General features: G+C 55.7%; 17 protein-coding genes. All 17 read left to right on the forward strand.

The genetic code is table 11. The features are described 5' to 3' along the window. The first annotated feature begins 15 nt into the window (after nucleotides 1-15). Nucleotides 16-462 carry a 3-hydroxyacyl-ACP dehydratase FabZ gene (fabZ, locus tag ACE418_RS11575; protein ID WP_020310774.1) on the forward strand — a complete coding sequence of 149 codons (447 nt, stop codon included), beginning with the start codon at nucleotides 16-18 and terminating at the stop codon, nucleotides 460-462. 208 nt (nucleotides 463-670) lie between these two features. Beyond that, on the forward strand, nucleotides 671-1,483 hold the full coding sequence (gene lpxA, locus ACE418_RS11580) for an acyl-ACP--UDP-N-acetylglucosamine O-acyltransferase (protein WP_416450744.1): 813 nt from the start codon (nucleotides 671-673) through the stop codon (nucleotides 1,481-1,483). 125 nt (nucleotides 1,484-1,608) lie between these two features. Next, nucleotides 1,609-2,424, forward strand: a complete 816-nt coding sequence (locus tag ACE418_RS11585) for an LpxI family protein (RefSeq protein WP_416450745.1) — start codon at nucleotides 1,609-1,611, stop codon at nucleotides 2,422-2,424. Nucleotides 2,425-2,432: 8 nt separating this feature from the next. Beyond that, the gene (gene lpxB / locus ACE418_RS11590; protein WP_416450746.1) at nucleotides 2,433-3,587 is read left to right on the forward strand and encodes a lipid-A-disaccharide synthase; all 1,155 of its coding nucleotides are present in this window, start codon (nucleotides 2,433-2,435) and stop codon (nucleotides 3,585-3,587) included. Beyond that, nucleotides 3,571-5,337: a lipid A export permease/ATP-binding protein MsbA gene (msbA, locus tag ACE418_RS11595; RefSeq protein ID WP_416450747.1), complete on the forward strand. Its 1,767-nt coding sequence runs from the start codon at nucleotides 3,571-3,573 to the stop codon at nucleotides 5,335-5,337. The genes lpxB and msbA overlap by 17 nt, the downstream gene beginning before the upstream one ends. 5 nt (nucleotides 5,338-5,342) lie before the next feature. Continuing rightward, nucleotides 5,343-6,680, forward strand: coding sequence for a 3-deoxy-D-manno-octulosonic acid transferase (locus ACE418_RS11600; protein ID WP_416450758.1), 1,338 nt, complete (start codon nucleotides 5,343-5,345; stop codon nucleotides 6,678-6,680). Nucleotides 6,681-6,684: 4 nt separating this feature from the next. Further along, nucleotides 6,685-7,830: a tetraacyldisaccharide 4'-kinase gene (lpxK, locus tag ACE418_RS11605; protein ID WP_416450748.1), complete on the forward strand. Its 1,146-nt coding sequence runs from the start codon at nucleotides 6,685-6,687 to the stop codon at nucleotides 7,828-7,830. Next, nucleotides 7,827-8,576 carry a 3-deoxy-manno-octulosonate cytidylyltransferase gene (gene kdsB / locus ACE418_RS11610; RefSeq protein WP_416450749.1) on the forward strand — a complete coding sequence of 250 codons (750 nt, stop codon included), beginning with the start codon at nucleotides 7,827-7,829 and terminating at the stop codon, nucleotides 8,574-8,576. The genes lpxK and kdsB overlap by 4 nt, the downstream gene beginning before the upstream one ends. Nucleotides 8,577-8,579: 3 nt before the next feature. Beyond that, entirely contained in the window at nucleotides 8,580-9,425 is an 846-nt protein-coding gene (kdsA, locus tag ACE418_RS11615) for a 3-deoxy-8-phosphooctulonate synthase (RefSeq protein ID WP_416450750.1), read from the forward strand. A gap of 15 nt (nucleotides 9,426-9,440) precedes the next feature. Then, the gene (locus tag ACE418_RS11620) at nucleotides 9,441-10,412 is read left to right on the forward strand and encodes a KpsF/GutQ family sugar-phosphate isomerase (RefSeq protein ID WP_027894710.1); all 972 of its coding nucleotides are present in this window, start codon (nucleotides 9,441-9,443) and stop codon (nucleotides 10,410-10,412) included. Further along, a complete protein-coding gene (locus ACE418_RS11625) occupies nucleotides 10,412-10,948 on the forward strand; it encodes a KdsC family phosphatase (RefSeq protein WP_416450751.1) in 537 nt (178 codons plus the stop codon). Before ACE418_RS11620 ends, ACE418_RS11625 begins: the two co-directional genes overlap by 1 nt. Before the next feature lie 18 nt (nucleotides 10,949-10,966). Next, nucleotides 10,967-11,905, forward strand: coding sequence for a lysophospholipid acyltransferase family protein (locus ACE418_RS11630; RefSeq protein ID WP_416450752.1), 939 nt, complete (start codon nucleotides 10,967-10,969; stop codon nucleotides 11,903-11,905). Further along, entirely contained in the window at nucleotides 11,877-12,431 is a 555-nt protein-coding gene (gene lptC, locus ACE418_RS11635) for an LPS export ABC transporter periplasmic protein LptC (protein ID WP_020310763.1), read from the forward strand. The genes ACE418_RS11630 and lptC overlap by 29 nt, the downstream gene beginning before the upstream one ends. A gap of 2 nt (nucleotides 12,432-12,433) precedes the next feature. Beyond that, nucleotides 12,434-13,177, forward strand: a complete 744-nt coding sequence (locus ACE418_RS11640; protein ID WP_416450754.1) for an LptA/OstA family protein — start codon at nucleotides 12,434-12,436, stop codon at nucleotides 13,175-13,177. Between the two features lie 15 nt (nucleotides 13,178-13,192). After that, nucleotides 13,193-13,912, forward strand: a complete 720-nt coding sequence (gene lptB, locus ACE418_RS11645; RefSeq protein ID WP_292260492.1) for an LPS export ABC transporter ATP-binding protein — start codon at nucleotides 13,193-13,195, stop codon at nucleotides 13,910-13,912. 13 nt (nucleotides 13,913-13,925) lie between these two features. Next, nucleotides 13,926-15,014, forward strand: a complete 1,089-nt coding sequence (gene lptG / locus ACE418_RS11650) for an LPS export ABC transporter permease LptG (RefSeq protein ID WP_416450755.1) — start codon at nucleotides 13,926-13,928, stop codon at nucleotides 15,012-15,014. 571 nt (nucleotides 15,015-15,585) lie between these two features. Further along, nucleotides 15,586-16,292 (forward strand): transposase (locus ACE418_RS11655; protein ID WP_416450756.1); only part of this gene is annotated, 707 nt, incomplete at its 3' end.

The following is a 16,292-nucleotide window of genomic DNA, read 5'->3' on the forward strand; positions in this document are numbered from 1 at the left end:
TAAGGAGGAATTCTCATGACTTTGGAAGTAACTGATATTATGGAAATTTTGCCGCATCGCTATCCCATGCTGCTCGTAGACCGCATCATCGAACTGGAACCGATGAAGTATGCCATCGGCATCAAGAACGCGACTTTCGATGAACAATTTTTCCAGGGCCATTTCCCGGGAAAACCGGTCATGCCTGGCGTCCTCATTGCTGAAGCCATGGCCCAGGTCGGCGGCGTAGCCCTGCTCTATCCGGAAGAAAACCGCGGCCTCATCCCATTCTTCACGGGCATCGACAAACTGCGTTTCCGCCATCCCGTCATCCCTGGCGACCAGCTGGTCATGCGGGCTGACATCGAAAAAATCAAAGGCCGTATGGGCAAGGTCAAGGCCCAGTGCCACGTCGGCGATACGCTCTGTGCCGAAGGGGAATATCTCTTTGCCCTCATGCCGGGTCAGAACACGAAGAAATAAGTTAAGAAAAGTTTAAAAAATCTTTATTGTATGTTAAATAGTGGCCTAAATGGGCGTATTTGCGAGTATACAGAGGAATATAGCGGGAAAAGGCCTGATTTTGCCCGGCAAAACCGGACTGTTATTCTGCGAGTATATATAATATGTAATTTATTTAGGTTGAAAATAAGCGCCTGCCCATCGGGCAGGGAAGCGAGGAGTGACTTTAATGACCGAGGAAACGAATAACATGCCTCAGAGCGTGATACATCCGACGGCTATTATAGACCCGCAGGCAAAAATCGGTGCCGGTGTTAAAATCGGGCCGTATGCCGTTATCGGGCCCCACGTTACCATTGGCGATGGTACGGAAATCATGGCCCACGTTACCATCGACGGCTGGACTACGATTGGTAAGGACTGCCGGTTTTTCCCGAGCTGTTCCATTGGTTCGGAACCACAGGATTTGAAATATCATGGTGAAAAGAGCTATCTGATCATCGGCGACCGTTCGGTATTCCGCGAATTCGTCACCGTCAGCACGGCGACTGGCGAAGGCGAAGAAACGCGCATCGGCAACGACTGCCTCTTCCAGGCCTGCACCCATGTGGCTCATAACTGCGTCGTCGGCAATCACGTCATCATGAGCAACTGCGCTGGCCTGGCCGGCCATGTCACCGTCGAAGACCGCGTCGTCATCGGCGGCATCGCCGGCGTCCATCAGTTCGTCAAGATCGGCCGCAACAGCATGATCGGCGGCCTGGCAAAAGTCGTCCAGGATATTCCGCCTTTCGTCATCGCTGACGGCCAGCCGGCCCGCTGCATCGGGTTGAACAGTGTCGGCCTTTCACGGGCTGGGATTCCGGAAGAAGTCCGCCGGGAACTGAAAAAGGCCTTCCGCATCCTGTATCGTTCCGGCCTGAACCTGCGCCAGGCCATTGCTGAAATGGAACAGGAACTGGACAGCTATGAAGAAGTAGAACATTTCCTCCGCTTCCTCCGCAATGCCGACCGCGGTATCTGCAGAGGGACGAAAGATTAGGCAGCCGCTATTGGCTAAAAAGGGGTGTCGCGTCTGCGATGGCCCCTTTTTTTGCTGACAGGGGGCCTGTTTTTTTGTTATAATATAAAGATGAATATTTCTCTTTATGAATAAGGATGATTGCTATGGAAAAAGTAGGATTGCTTGCCGGTGTCGGCAAACTGCCTGTAGAATTTATGCGAGCTGCTAAACAGCTGGGTCACGAAGTCGTCGTCATTGCCGTCGTCAGTGATGTCGAACCGGAACTGGCTGCCGAAGCAGATGCTTATTATGAAATCAACGTCGCCAAACTGGACAAGGTCATCAAGACCCTCAAGAAGAATGGCGTTGCCAAAGTGACCATGATTGGCAAGGTCACCAAGGAAATCCTCTTCAAAGGCTTGAAGTTCCCTGACTGGCGGGCTATCAAGCTGCTGGCAAAATTGCGCAACCGCAAGGACGATACAATCATGCTGGCCATCGTCGAAGAACTGGCCAAAGATGGCCTGGAAGTCGTCGACCAGACGCTGTACCTGAAGCCCCTCATGCCGTCTTGCGGCGTCTTGTCGCGCCGTAAACCGACGGCATCGGAAGAAGACGACATCCGTTTCGGTTTCGTCACGGCCAAGGCTATGGGCGGCATGGACATCGGCCAGACCGTTGTCGTCAAGAACAAAGCCGTCATGGCTGTCGAAGCCATCGAAGGGACCGACGCCTGCATCCGCCGCGGCGGCGCCCTGGGACGGGAAAAGTCCGTCGTCGTCAAGGTGGCCAAGCCGAACCAGGACCCGCGTTTCGACGTACCTGCCGTCGGCAAGCAGACCATCTTGTCCATGATAGAAAGCCAGTGCAATGTCCTGGCCATGGAAGCCGGCCGGACGCTCTTCGTCGAACAGGAAGAAGTCCTGGACCTGGCCAACCGCCACGATATCTGTATCTGTGCCGTCGATAAGAACTTTTAGGAGAGCCTATGAAAATCATGTTTTCTGCCGGTGAGGCGTCCGGCGACCTGCATGGGGCCAACCTGGCCCGGTCTTTGCGGGAACTCGATCCGCAGATCGAACTGCTCGGTATGGGCGGCAGGGAAATGGAAGCGGCCGGCGTCGACATCGTCTACGATATCAAGAACTTAGGCGTCATCGGCGTCGGGGAAATCATCCGCAAGATTCCCTTTTTCTTCCGCCTCCGTGACTTCCTCGTCGATACGATGCGTAAAGAAAAGCCCGACGTCCTGGTCTGCATCGACTATCCGGGGTTCAATATGCGCCTCATCAAGGCGGCTAAAGCGGCGGGTATCCCCGTCGTCTATTACATCCTGCCGACTATCTGGGCCTGGCATAAGAGCCGGGGCAAGACTATCGCTAAGTATACGGACCTGGCCATTTCACTCTTTCCCTTTGAGGCCAAGATGTATGAAGAGATGGGGACGAACGTCATCTATGCCGGCCATCCCCTGGTCGATACGGTTCATGCGACCATGAGTCGCCGCGAGGCCTTTGCTCATTTCGGCCTGGACGAACGGAAGAAGACGGTTCTCCTCATGCCGGGCAGCCGGGTCCAGGAAGTACGCGGTCTCCTGCCGTGTATGCTGGAAGCGGCCAAGCTCATCCGCCAGGAGGCAGGGAATGTCCAGTTCATCCTGCCCAAGGCATCGACTATCGACGAAGGTCTCCTCGATGAAATCATCCAGGCGTCAGGCGTCGCCGTCACGGTCGGCGAAGAAAAGGTATACGATATGATGAACCTCAGTACGGCAGCCATCGCGGCGTCAGGGACAGCGACGCTGGAAACGGCCCTCATGGGCCTGCCGACGCTCCTCGTCTATCGCGTCAACCGCCTGACCTACTGGCTTTCGAAAGTCCTGGTCCATATCGACAGCATCGGCCTGCCGAACATCATCATGGGCCATCGGGTCATCCCTGAACTGTGGCAGGATGAGGTGACACCGGAAAACATCGCTGCCGCCATGGTGCCTATGATTACCGATAAGGTACACCGTGAAGCATTGCACGAATCCCTGGCGGCTGTCCGCCGCACGATGGGGGAACCCGGTGCTGTCCAGCGGACGGCCCAGGCTATCTTAGATTTTGCAAGAGAAAGAGGTGCCCATGAAGCAATACAATAGTTGGCAAAGTTATAAGAGATTATTAATGTTCATCAAGCCGTACAAGATGCGCCTCGTCGTCGCCGTCATCTGTATGGCCCTGTCCGGGGCGAGCAACGTCGTCGTCCCGTGGCTCATCAAGGACGTCATCGATAAGGTCCTGGCCAATAAGGATATCTACACGCTGAACCTCATCGTCATCGGTATCCTGGTCCTCTTCCTGCTCCGCGGGTTCTTCTATTTCGGCCAGAAATATCTCATGAGTTTCGTCGGCCAGAAAATCGTCAACGATATCCGCGAAACCTTGTACCGCCATTTGCAGACCCTGTCCCTGTCATATTTTGATAAGCACAAGACGGGCAACATCATGAGCAACCTGACCAATGACGTCACGGCCTTGCAGACCGCCATTGCAGGCAACCTCATTTCCTTCGTCCAGGAAGCGGTCATCCTCGTCGGCTCCCTGGGGTCCATGCTTTTCCTTTATTGGAAGCTGACCCTGCTGACCCTGGTCATCGTGCCTCTCGTCGTCTTTACGATCAACTTCTTCGGTTCCCGCCTGCGCCGGGCTGGCCACGACGTCCAGGGCAAGATGGCCGACATTACGTCACTCCTGGAAGAGGCCATTTCGGGAATCCGCATCATCCGCTCCTTTAACCGCGAAGACTTTGAAATCCGCCGCTTCATGGTCCAGAACGACCGTAACTTCTGGGCGCTCATGACGACGACCAAGCTGACAGCCCTGCTGACGCCGTTCATCCAGTTCTTTGCAGCCATTGCCGTCACGGGCATTATCTGGTACGGCGGCATGAGTGTCATCAACGGCGAAATGACGGCCGGCGCCCTCATCGCCTTTCTCATCTACGCCATCAACCTGGCCAACCCGGTCCGCCGCATCAGCGAAATCTACGGTGATATCCAGAAATCCCTGGCCGCTGCCGACCGCGTCTTTGAAACCATCGACACCGAACCGGATGTCAAGGAAAAGCCGGACGCCATCGTCCTGCCGCCGGTCAAAGGGGAAGTCGAATTCAAGCACGTCTCTTTTGCCTATGACCAGGACCACCCGGCCTTGACCGATTTCAATTTGAAAGTCGCTCCCGGTGAAGTCGTCGCCCTCGTCGGGCCCAGCGGTGCCGGCAAATCGACAGTAGCCAACCTGCTGCCCCGTTTCTACGATGTCACTGGCGGCAGCCTGACCATCGACGGCATCGACGTCCGCGACGTCACCTTCTCATCTCTGCGCCAGCAGATCGGCCTGGTCCCGCAGGAAACGATGCTCTTCAATGCGACGGTACGGGAAAATATCCTCTACGGCCGCCTCGATGCGACAGACGAAGAAGTCGTCGCAGCAGCCAAAGCGGCTAATGCCCATGACTTCATCCGGGAACTGCCCGGCGGCTACGAAGCCCTCGTCGGCGACCGCGGCAGCTCCCTGTCCGGCGGCCAGCGCCAGCGTATCGCCATTGCCCGGGCCATCCTCAAGAACCCGCGCATCCTCATCCTCGATGAAGCGACGTCGGCCCTCGATACGGAAAGCGAAAAAATCGTCCAGGCTGCCCTGGACCGCCTCATGGAAGGCCGCACGGCCGTCGTCATCGCCCATCGCCTGAGTACGGTCCGCAATGCCGACAACATCGTCGTCATCGACCACGGCCGCATCGTCGAAGAAGGGACCCATGATGAACTGCTGGCAAAAGACGGTCTCTATGCCCATCTCTATGCCGTACAGTTCAACGATACTACGGAAGAAACAGCGTCAGAAGGTTGATTGTGATGAAAAATCTAAAATCGCACCCCATGTACTGGCTGTATAATATCCTGCTTCTCGTTTATTGGGCTACGCTCATTCCCATGCTCATTTACCGGCTCATCCGGGAAGAAGGATTTTATCAGCGCATCAAACAGAGTATCGGCTTCTTGCCGGAAGAATTGAAAGATAAAATATCCAATCGCCATGCCATCTGGGTCCATGCCGCGTCGGTCGGGGAAATCGTTGCGGCCAGCCCGATTGTCCGGGAAATGCGCAAGACCCATCCCGACGAAGTCATCATCGTCTCCGTCGTCACGGCGACGGGCTTCCGCATGGCCCATCAGATCATCAAGGGCGCCGACGGGATCCTCTATTTTCCGCTGGACCTGCCGTATCTGACCAACCGCATCTTGACCATCGTCAACCCTCAGGCCATCGTCCTGGTAGAAACGGAAATCTGGCCGAATTTCCTGCGCATCGCTGCCGACAAGCATATCCCGGTCATGATGATGAACGGCCGCATCAGTCAGCGCAGTGCCGTCCGTTACCGCATGATCACTTTCTTTACGCGCCGCGTCTTGTCGACAATCCGCATGTTCTGCATGCAGAGCCGCATCGACGCCCAGTATATCATCGATATCGGCGCCGATCCCAATAAGGTCATCGTCACGGGCAATACCAAGTACGACCAGACTTATGGCATCGTCACGGAAGCCGAAAAGAAGCGCTTCCTCCACGAACTGGGCTTTGCCGAAGGGACGTATCCCATCATGATTGCCGGCAGTACCCACAAAGGGGAGAACGGTTCGGTCTACAAGGCCTTCGTCAAGATACGGGACCATTTCCCGGAAGCTAAATTGATCATTGCTCCGCGCTATATCTATCAGGCCGACCTCATCATCGACGAAGGCATCAAGCACGGCGTCACCATGGTCAAGCGCAGTGATATGAAAGCCGGGAAACCGATCCGGCCCGAATACGACGGCGTCATCCTCGATACGATCGGTGAATTGGGCCGCGTCTACAGTTTGGGTGACCTCATCTTCGTCGGCGGCAGCCTGGCACACATCGGCGGCCATAATATCCTGGAACCGGCAGCTCATGGCAAGCCCATTGTCGTCGGTCCCAATATGTTCAACTTTGTCGAAATCTTCGACCTTCTCAGCAGCCGCGGCGCCTGTGTCATGGTCAAGAATGAAAAGGAATTCATCGACACCTGCCTGGATATCCTCATCCATCCGGACCGGGCCGAAGCCATGAAGCGCAGCTGCATCGAAGTCGTCCAGGAAAACCAGGGGGCTACGCGCAAGAACCTGGAACAGCTGCAGAAGATGCTCGACGACGTCCACGGCGGGAGGTGAGCCCATGGCTTTACGAAACTGGGGGACCGCCTACTTCCATTACCTGACTGGCAACAGCTCTCATCACTGCTGGGACTGGCCGGCCCTGGCCCTGCTCCGCGGTGCGGCCTGGCTGTACCGCAAAGGGGTCCTGGCCAAGTATCACGCCATTGCCGATCACCCGGAACGGCAGGAACACGTACCGGCCGTCGTCATCAGCCTGGGCAATATCACCGTCGGCGGGACGGGCAAGACGCCGACAGCCTGTATGCTGGCCCGGCGCCTGCAAGCACAAGGCTGGCGCGTCGCCCTGCTCAACCGGGGCTACCGTTCCCAGCACGAAGAGGGCGGCGCTGCCGTCATGTCCGATGGGCAGCGCGTCCTGTTATCGGCCGAAGAAGGCGGCGATGAAGCCTGCCTCATGGCCCGCAGCCTGCCCGGCGTGCCCGTTCTGGTCGGCCGCAAGCGGGCCCTCGGCGGCCGTCTGGCCGTCGAACGCTTCGGGACGCAGGTCCTCATCCTCGACGACGGCTTCCAGCACTGGCAGCTGTACCGTGATTTGGATATCGTCCTCGTCGACGGGACCAATCCTTTCGGCAACGGCCATGTCCTGCCGCGGGGCATCCTGCGGGAACCGCTGGAGCAGCTCGGCCGGGCCGATGCCTTCATCATCACCAAACGCGACCAGATTACGGCGGATCAGGCCGAGGCCATCGTAGAAAAGCTGGGGCAGTATAACCCGGCCGCACCGGTGGCCATGGCCATCCACCGACCGGCATCTTGCCTGGCCTTTGCCGCCTGGTATGACGGCCAGGGCGATGGCGCCGGGGCCTTGCAGCCTGACGGACAATCCGTTCTGGCCGTATCGGCCCTGGGGAACCCGGCTTCCTTTGAACGGACCCTGGCCGATGCGGGCTTTACCGTAGCCGGCTCCATCCGTTATGAAGACCATCATCATTACAGCCGCGACGATATCCGCCACATGGCCGCCAGGGCTGCTAGAACGGGCTGCCTCCTGGTGACGACAGAAAAGGATGCCGTCAAACTGCCGGCTTCGCTGATCAAAGAATACGACCTGCCGCTGTACGTGTTGAGCATTACCATTGAATTCACCGCAGGACAGGACAAGATAGATACGATTTTGCAAGCAGTATTGGAGGATAAACTATGAACTTTGTATGCATCATCCCATCGCGCTATGCATCGACGCGCTTGCCGGGCAAGCCGCTGTGCGATATTGCCGGCAAACCGATGGTACAGCGTGTCTATGAACAGGCTGCCAAGGCTACGAAACTGACGGCTGTCGTCGTCGCCGTCGATAATCCGAAAGTCTATGATACGGTCGTCACCTTCGGCGGCCATGCCGTCATGACCCGTGAAGACCACGCCAACGGGACGGACCGACTGGCTGAAGCCGTCGGGCATTTTCCCGACGCCGACGTCATCGTCAATGTCCAGGGCGACGAACCGCTCATTGCACCAGACGTCATCGACGACCTGTGCCGGGCCTTTGAAGCGGAACCGGATCTGACCATGGCGACCGTCGCTGCGCCCTTGCAGGAAGACGAATACGATGATCCGAGCGCCGTCAAAGTCGTCCTCAACCGCAAGGATGAAGCCATGTATTTTTCGCGCTCCCTCATTCCGTATCCGCGCCATTCCTTTGAAGAAGGGGGTATCCAGCCGTATAAACATATCGGTATCTACGCCTACCGCCGGGATTTCCTCCTGCAGTACGCAGCCATGGAACAGACGCCGGCAGAAAAAGTCGAGTCCCTGGAACAGTTGCGGGTTCTCGAAAATGGTTATAAGATAAAAGTGATAAAGACTCACCACCAATTCATCGGTATCGATACGCCGGATGATCTGGAACACATCCGCCGTTATTTTGCCGAATCTGCTCATAAAGGGGAATAGACTATGGAAAAAGTGAAACGAATTCAGGTTGGCAGCCAGACCGTCGGCGGCGATGGCAAACTCTTCGTCATGGCCGGCCCGTGTGTCATCGAAGATCCCGAACGGACGCTTCAGATTGGCAAGACCATGAAGGCTATCTGCGAAAAGCTGGGCCTGACGTATATCTTCAAAGCCTCTTTCGATAAGGCGAACCGCTCGTCCTATACTTCGTACCGCGGCCCTGGTTTGAAAGAAGGCCTGCATATTTTGGCGGATATCAAGAAGGAACTCCAGGTTCCCGTTGTCAGCGATATCCATGAAACCTGCCAGGCCGAAGCGGCTGCAGAAGTCCTGGATGTCATCCAGATACCGGCCTTCCTCTGCCGCCAGACGGACTTGTTAGAAGCGGCTGCGGCTACGGGGAAATGCGTCAACGTCAAGAAAGGCCAGTTCCTGGCACCGGAAGACATGAAGAACGTCGTTGCCAAGATCGAACACGCTGGCAATGAAAATATCATGCTCACCGAACGGGGCATCAGCCTGGGCTACCATAACCTCGTCGTCGACATGCGCTCCTTCCCGATTATGCGCAGCTTCGGCTATCCTGTCGTTTTCGATGCGACCCACAGTGTCCAGCTGCCTGGCGGGGCCGGTACGAAATCGGCAGGCCAGCGCCAGTTCATCGGCAACCTGGCACGGGCCGCTGCCGGTGCCGGTATCGACGGCGTCTTTATGGAAGTACACGATAACCCGGCGGAAGCCCTCAGCGATGGGCCGAATATGCTCTACTTATCGCAGGTCGAAGGTGTCCTCCGCGATATGATGGCTATCAACGAAATCGCGCAGAAAAGTGTAAGCACGGACAGGTAAGGAGACGAGACCATGATGGATATTTTAGAAGAAGCAAAAGATGTGCTCCATCAGGAAGCACAAGGCATTGAAAAGTTGATTCCTACACTCAATCAGAACTTCGTCAATGCCGTCAACATGATTATGAAATCGAAAGGCCGGGTCATCGTCACGGGCATGGGGAAATCAGGCCATATTGCCCGCAAGGTATCGGCTACGCTGTCCAGTACGGGGACGCCGTCCATTTTCCTCCATCCGGCAGAAGCCATCCACGGTGACTTAGGCATGGTCACGTCCGATGACGTCGTCCTGGCCTTCTCGAACAGCGGGGAAACGGTGGAAATCCTCAACATCCTGCCGTCGCTTAAGCGCATCGGGGCTAAACTCATCACCGTCGTTGGCAATCATAATTCGACGCTGGCCAAGCACGCTGACATCATCCTCGACGCATCAGTCGAAAAAGAAGCCTGCCCCCTGGGCCTGGCGCCGACGACGAGCACGACGGCGGCCTTGGCGTTAGGCGATGCCCTGGCGGTCGTCCTCTTGACGCAGCACCATTTCACCAAGGAACAGTTCGGCATCTTCCATCCCGGCGGAGCCTTGGGCAAGAAACTCCTGCTCACGGTCGACGATGTCATGCATAAAGGCCAGGACAACCCGGTCGTCAGCGAAGACAGCATCGTCCAGGACGCCCTCTTCCTCATGACTGAAAAGGGCCTGGGTGCCGTATCCGTCGTCGATGAAGACGGCAAGCTCGTCGGCCTGGTCACCGATGGCGACGTCCGCCGCGGCCTGGAAACAGGGTCTAATTTCCTCCAGTGGCCTGTCGATGCCATGATGACCAAGAACCCGCGGGTCATTGCCAATCATAAGCTGGCCACGGAAGCCCTGCACATCATGGAAAAGAACCAGCCCCGTCCGATTACGGTCCTGCCCGTCGTCGACAAGGATGACAAAGTCGTCGGCATGATTCATATTACGGATTTGCTGCGGCAGGGAGTGGTCTGATGAGCTTTTTGACACAAATCAAGATGCTGGCCCTCGACGTCGACGGCGTCATGACGGACGGCATCATTTACTACAGCCCTTCGGGCGATGCCATGAAAGGTTTTTCGGCCCGCGACGGTATGGGCATTTCCCTGATACGGGCCGCTGGTATCCAGACGGCACTGGTGACGGGACGCCGTTCGCCGATGGTCGAGCAGCGGGCCAAAGACCTGCATATCGATTACGTCCTCCAGGACTGCTCGCGCAAGCTCCTGGCCATGCAGCAGCTGTGCAGTGAAATCGGCCTGTCCCTCGATGAAGTGGCCTACATGGGCGACGACCTGAACGACGTCGAACTCATTGCCAATGCCGGTTTCGGCGCAGCCCCTCTCGATGCCTGCGAAGAAGCCCGGCGGTCGGCCGCTTTCGTGTCGGCCTATCCCGGCGGCCACGGAGCCTTGCGGGAATTCGCCGAATATATTTTGAAGAGCCAGCATGTCTGGGATAAGGTCCTGCGCCAGTATTTTGGCGATGCGACCTTTACGTTGCGCCAATAAGAAAGGAGAGTCTGTATTGTGAGTAAGGAATGGCAGTATCATGCTGCACGCGGATTTGGCAAGATTCTCTGTCATCTTCCCTATCCGGCTATCATTTCCTTGGGTCGCAAACTAGGCCCTTTCGTAGGAAAACTGATGAAGAAGCAGCGCGAACGCGGTATTTTCCAGATTCAGCGCGGCATGGAGTGCAGCCGTGAAGAAGCGGAACGCATCATGACCGATGTCTTCCGCAACCTCGGCCAGTCGCTCATGGAAATCCTCTATACACCGAATCTCAATCCTGGGAATATCCGGGACTATGTGACCCTGGACCATCCGGAACGCCTGGACGAAGCCATGAAGGAAAACAAAGGCGTCATCGTCCTCACGGCCCATATGGGCAACTGGGAATGGCTCGGCGCCTTGGCCATCTATGGCTATCCGGCGACGACTATCGTCAAGAACCAGGCCAATGACGCGGTGACGCGCCTGCTCAACGAGAACCGTGAAAGCATGGGCCTGGAAGTCTTCGCCCGCGGCGGCAATGAAATGATCATCGCTGCCCGTGCCTTGAAGCGCAAGAAGCTCCTGGGATTCCTGGCAGACCAGGATGGCGGCTTCCACGGCGTGCCTCAGCCCTTCTTGGGCAAGATGAGCTCGACGCCGAAAGGACCGGCCATGTTCGCTCAGAAGTTCCATTCACCTATCGTGCCGATTTTCCCGGTCCACGACGAAAATCATCGTACGCATTTGATGATCGGTGAAATCATGCATTTCGAAGATACCGGCAACAAAGATGAAGACATTGCCCGCATGACCCGTAAGATGGCCGTCGTCACGGAGAATTTCATCAAAGAACACCCGACAGAATGGCTGTGGTTCCAGCACCGCTGGAGTACAGAACCGGAAGAAATCATAGCACTGCAGCAGAAACCGGAGGCGCATACCGATGATAGCCGAAAAGCTGAAAAAGAATAAAATCTCCATCATTGCCGTCATCGCCGTCATCGGCTTTGCCGTCATGCTCTATAGTTTCATGCATCCCCAGAAGACGGAAGACCCTATGGTCAGCCCGGATAAGCTCGTCGAATTCGAAGGGACGGAGCTGGAAGAAAAGAAAGACGGCCAGCTCGTCTGGCGATTGACGGCCGATAAGATCCAAATCGACCCGGACACGCAGATCATGTATTTCACCAACCCCAAGGCCCTGGTCGTCGCCGAAGATGGGACGCAGATGACCATTACGTCGGATAAGGGCATCGTCGACCGCCAGAAGCGGACTATCGAAATCAAGCCGCCTGTCAAAGCGGAAACCGATAAGGGCGATACGTTGCAGACCGACGGCAGTGTGTATTATAATATGGATACGCGTATGATCAAAGGCGGCAAAGTCGTCATGGACCGCCATGACAAGACGTCGCTCAAAGCCGATGCTTTTGAAACGGACAGCAGCCTGACCAAGGTGACGCTGACCGGCCATGCGCAGGTGACAAAGGGAGAATAACTATGATGGAATTACTTGGAAAGAAACTGGCAGCTGTTGCTCTCATGGGGGCTATGATCCTGCCGGCTGCCGGCGCCCTGGCGGCGGACAACAACGGCAATCCGGCCGTATCCGTCACGGCAGACACGCTGGAATATAACGGCAAGACCCAGGTAGCTACGGCGACGGGCAACGTCGTCATCGTTCGCGACCAGGCTACGATGACCGGCAACAAGGCCGTCTATAACTTGAAGACGGCGGAAGCCGATATGGAAGGTAACGTATCGATCCAGCAGCCGGACATGCAGCTCAATGCCGATAAGGTCCATTCGACCAATAAGAACTACGTCGTCGCTACGGGCAGCGTCCGCGGCGTCTACGGTGACAAGAAGGTCAACGGCGATAAAGTTGAATACTATCTCGACCAGGATTACGGCATCGTCACGGGCAATGGCTATCTCGAAGCCCAGGGCTCGCAGATGTGGGCCGACCATATCGATGCCTGGTTCAAGCAGATAAAGGCCATCGGTACGGGCAATGTCCATATCGAATCGCCGGCGGAAAACCTCATCGCCTATGCCAATCAGGCCGTCTATACCCAGACGCCGGGCCAGAATGACGGCGTCGTCCACTTGACGGGGAATGTCAATGCCACCCAGAATGGCAACTCCCTCAACGGCGACAATGTCGATATCCGCCTGGCTGACAATTCCGTCCAGACCCGGAGCCGGTCGACTATCGTCATCGTGCCGGGCAGTAATCCGTAATCGTAAGGGGTATCTATGTTTATTCAGACTGAAGATCTCGTAAAAGCGTATAAAGAACGAAATGCCGTCAACGGTGTCAGCATCCGCGTCGACCAGGGCCAGATCGTCGGCCTCCTGGGACCGAATGGCGCCGGCAAGACGACGACTTTCTACATGATCGTCGGCATCGAACGGCCGACGTCGGGAAAGATAACCATTGATGGCAAGGACATCACCAATCTGCCCATCCACAAGCGGGCAGCCTATGGCATCGGCTATCTGCCCCAGGAAGCGTCGATTTTCCGCAAGCTCACCGTCGAAGACAACCTCCTGGCCATGCTGGAGACGACGAAGCTCAGCAAGAAGGAGCAGCATGAAAAAGCAGAAGCCCTGATGGAAGAATTTTCCATCACCCAGCTCCGCGACCGCCTGGGCATCCAGCTGTCCGGCGGTGAACGGCGCCGCGTCGAAATCGCCCGCTGCCTGGTCATGGATCCGGCCTTCATCCTCCTCGATGAACCGTTCGCCGGCATCGACCCCCTGGCTGTCAACGACATCCAGGGCATCATCAGTCATTTGAAGAACCGCGGCATGGGCGTCCTCATCACAGACCACAACGTCCGGGAAACGCTGAGCATCGTCGATAAAGCCTATATCTTGAGTGAAGGGAAGATCCTCCTCGAAGGCAGTCCGGAAATGATAGCCAATGACCCGGTAGCCAAGAAATTCTACTTAGGCGAAGAATTCAGGATGTAACAGGGAGTATGGAATGCGAATATTAGATAAGTATATACTAAAAGAATTTATTGGCCCCTTTTTATTTGGCGTCTGTGCCTTTACGGCGGTCTTCGTCGGGACAGGTACGCTCTACCGTATTGCCAACCTCATCAACCAGTACGGGGCTTCGGCCTGGGCTGCTTTCCGCGTCTTCGTCCTGGCCATGCCGTCGATCATCGTCGTCACCTTTCCCATGTCCGTCCTCTTGGGGTCGCTCATGGCCTTTGGCCGCCTTTCCAGTTCCAGTGAAATGATCGTCATGCGGGCTGGCGGCCAGAACTTCATCCGCCTGGCCATGCCGATTTTCATTGCCGCCTTCTTCATCTCCATCGGAGCGACGGCCTTCAACGAATACGTCGTGCCCAAGGCCAACAATGCCTATAACACCATCATCAACGAAGAAATCAAGCACAACGTCGCACCGACGACGCAGGACCATATCATCATCAAGAATACCAAGGGCTCCGATATATCCAGCCTCATGTATGCCCGTCAATATGACGCCAATACGAAGCAGCTCAAGGATATCACTGTCCAGGAATTTGAAAATGATACGCTCATGCGCGTTGAACAGGCCGACCGGGCCGACTGGAACGGGGAGAAATGGGTCATGCACGAAGGCATGATCTACGACGTATCGGCCAATGAACAGACGACGCGGTCCCTGAAGTTCCAGAACCAGGCCCTGCCGATCACGCAGAAGCCGAATAAGATCAATGCGTCCCAGAAGAAACCGGATGAACTGACCATCCGCGAACTGCGGGAACAGATCAAACTGCTGGACCAGAATTCCGTTAACACCAATAAGATGAAAGTCGAAATGTACAACCGCTTTGCACTGCCCCTGGCCAGCCTGGTCTGTGCCATCGTCGGCGCTCCCCTGGGGATGCAGAAACAGCGCGGCAGCTCATCTATCGGCTTCGGCATCAGTGTCGTCGTTATCTTTATTTACTATTCCATCATGACCCTGGGTAACGCCCTGGGCAATGGCGGTAAGATACCGCCATACATCGCCGCCTTCCTGCCAGATATCATCTGTGGTGTCGCCGGCGTCATCTTAGTCTACAAAAAATCGAAGTGAGGAAAAGGGCCTGTCGCACGTAATCGTGCACAGGCTCTTTTTATGTATGCGAAAATATCATAGCTTTATGGTCGTTCTTCATGGACTGTTTGCTCGGACTCAGAAGCGGCTTTGCCGCCATAGACTCTGGAAATCAGGCGCAGGAGCGCCAAAAGGCTTCCCTGTGAAGGGGAGCTGGCCGCCAACGGCGGTCTGAGGGGTTCTTCTGAAGAGGTTGGTATCGGCCACCTGGCCCCTGGCGAGTTCGCGTGCTCCACTCCTCTTGCCGAGAGTGCCATTTGCTGGCGTGCTGAAACTCGCTGCGCTCAAACAAAGCAGCACGCCGGACGCAAATAGCACGCACGGCATCCGGCACGGCCTACAAGGACCGCGCCGGACCGAGGTCGTTTCCGCAATGTCACCCGCCAAGGGCCAGGCAGCCGTATCCATTAGAGCTGAACAAAAAAATCTGAAAAAAACAAATCCCGGACTGTAAAAAGCCCGGGATTGCGCGTAAAATAGAGTTATGAAGGCACTAAATACGCATGTCAATTATACAATATGGGAAGCGCCTTATCAACTGTCACTTCCCTTGAATATTTCATTTCAGATTCCAGATGACGATCCCGTGCGGTTAGTGAAGCTGCTCATAGAAAGGATGGATTTATCACCGCTGTACCAGACGTATTCTCGTATCGAGAAAAATCAGGCTTCACCACGCCAGTTACTGGCCATCGTCATTTATGCCAGCATGAACCAGATTTTCAGTTCCCGTCGTATTGAATCGGCCTGCCGGAGAGATTTGAATTTCCAATATCTACTGGAAGGGAAACCCGTTCCCAATCATGCAACTATCGCCCGTTTCCGTTCTCATCATATGGCGGCATGCAGTCAGACCTTGTTTGCCGACATGGATGCCGTCTTGGCTCAGGCCGGGGCCTTATCTCTGAAGAACTTATTCATCGATGGGACAAAAATCGAGTCTGTCGCCAATAAATACACCTTTGTCTGGAAGAAGAGTGTCACGAAACGGCAGGCTAACGTATTAGCAAAAATCCCGGGCTTCATCCTTCAGACCCAGGAACTCTTTGGCATCCAAGTGCTTCATACACACGTTGTTCATCGGTACCATTTACGGCGGCTGTTGGGAAAATTGAAACGGCTTCAACAAGAAGGGCACATCGTCTTCGTCCATGGCAAAGGGCATCGTAAGACGCCACTTCAAAAGGCCATTGAAAAAACCAAGGATTTCCTGCATAAGACAAAAGAGTACGCCGTCCAGCTTCATTACTGCGGGGA

Origin of the sequence: Megasphaera jansseni (genome assembly GCF_047974155.1) — a bacterium.
GTDB lineage: Bacteria > Bacillota > Negativicutes > Veillonellales > Megasphaeraceae > Megasphaera.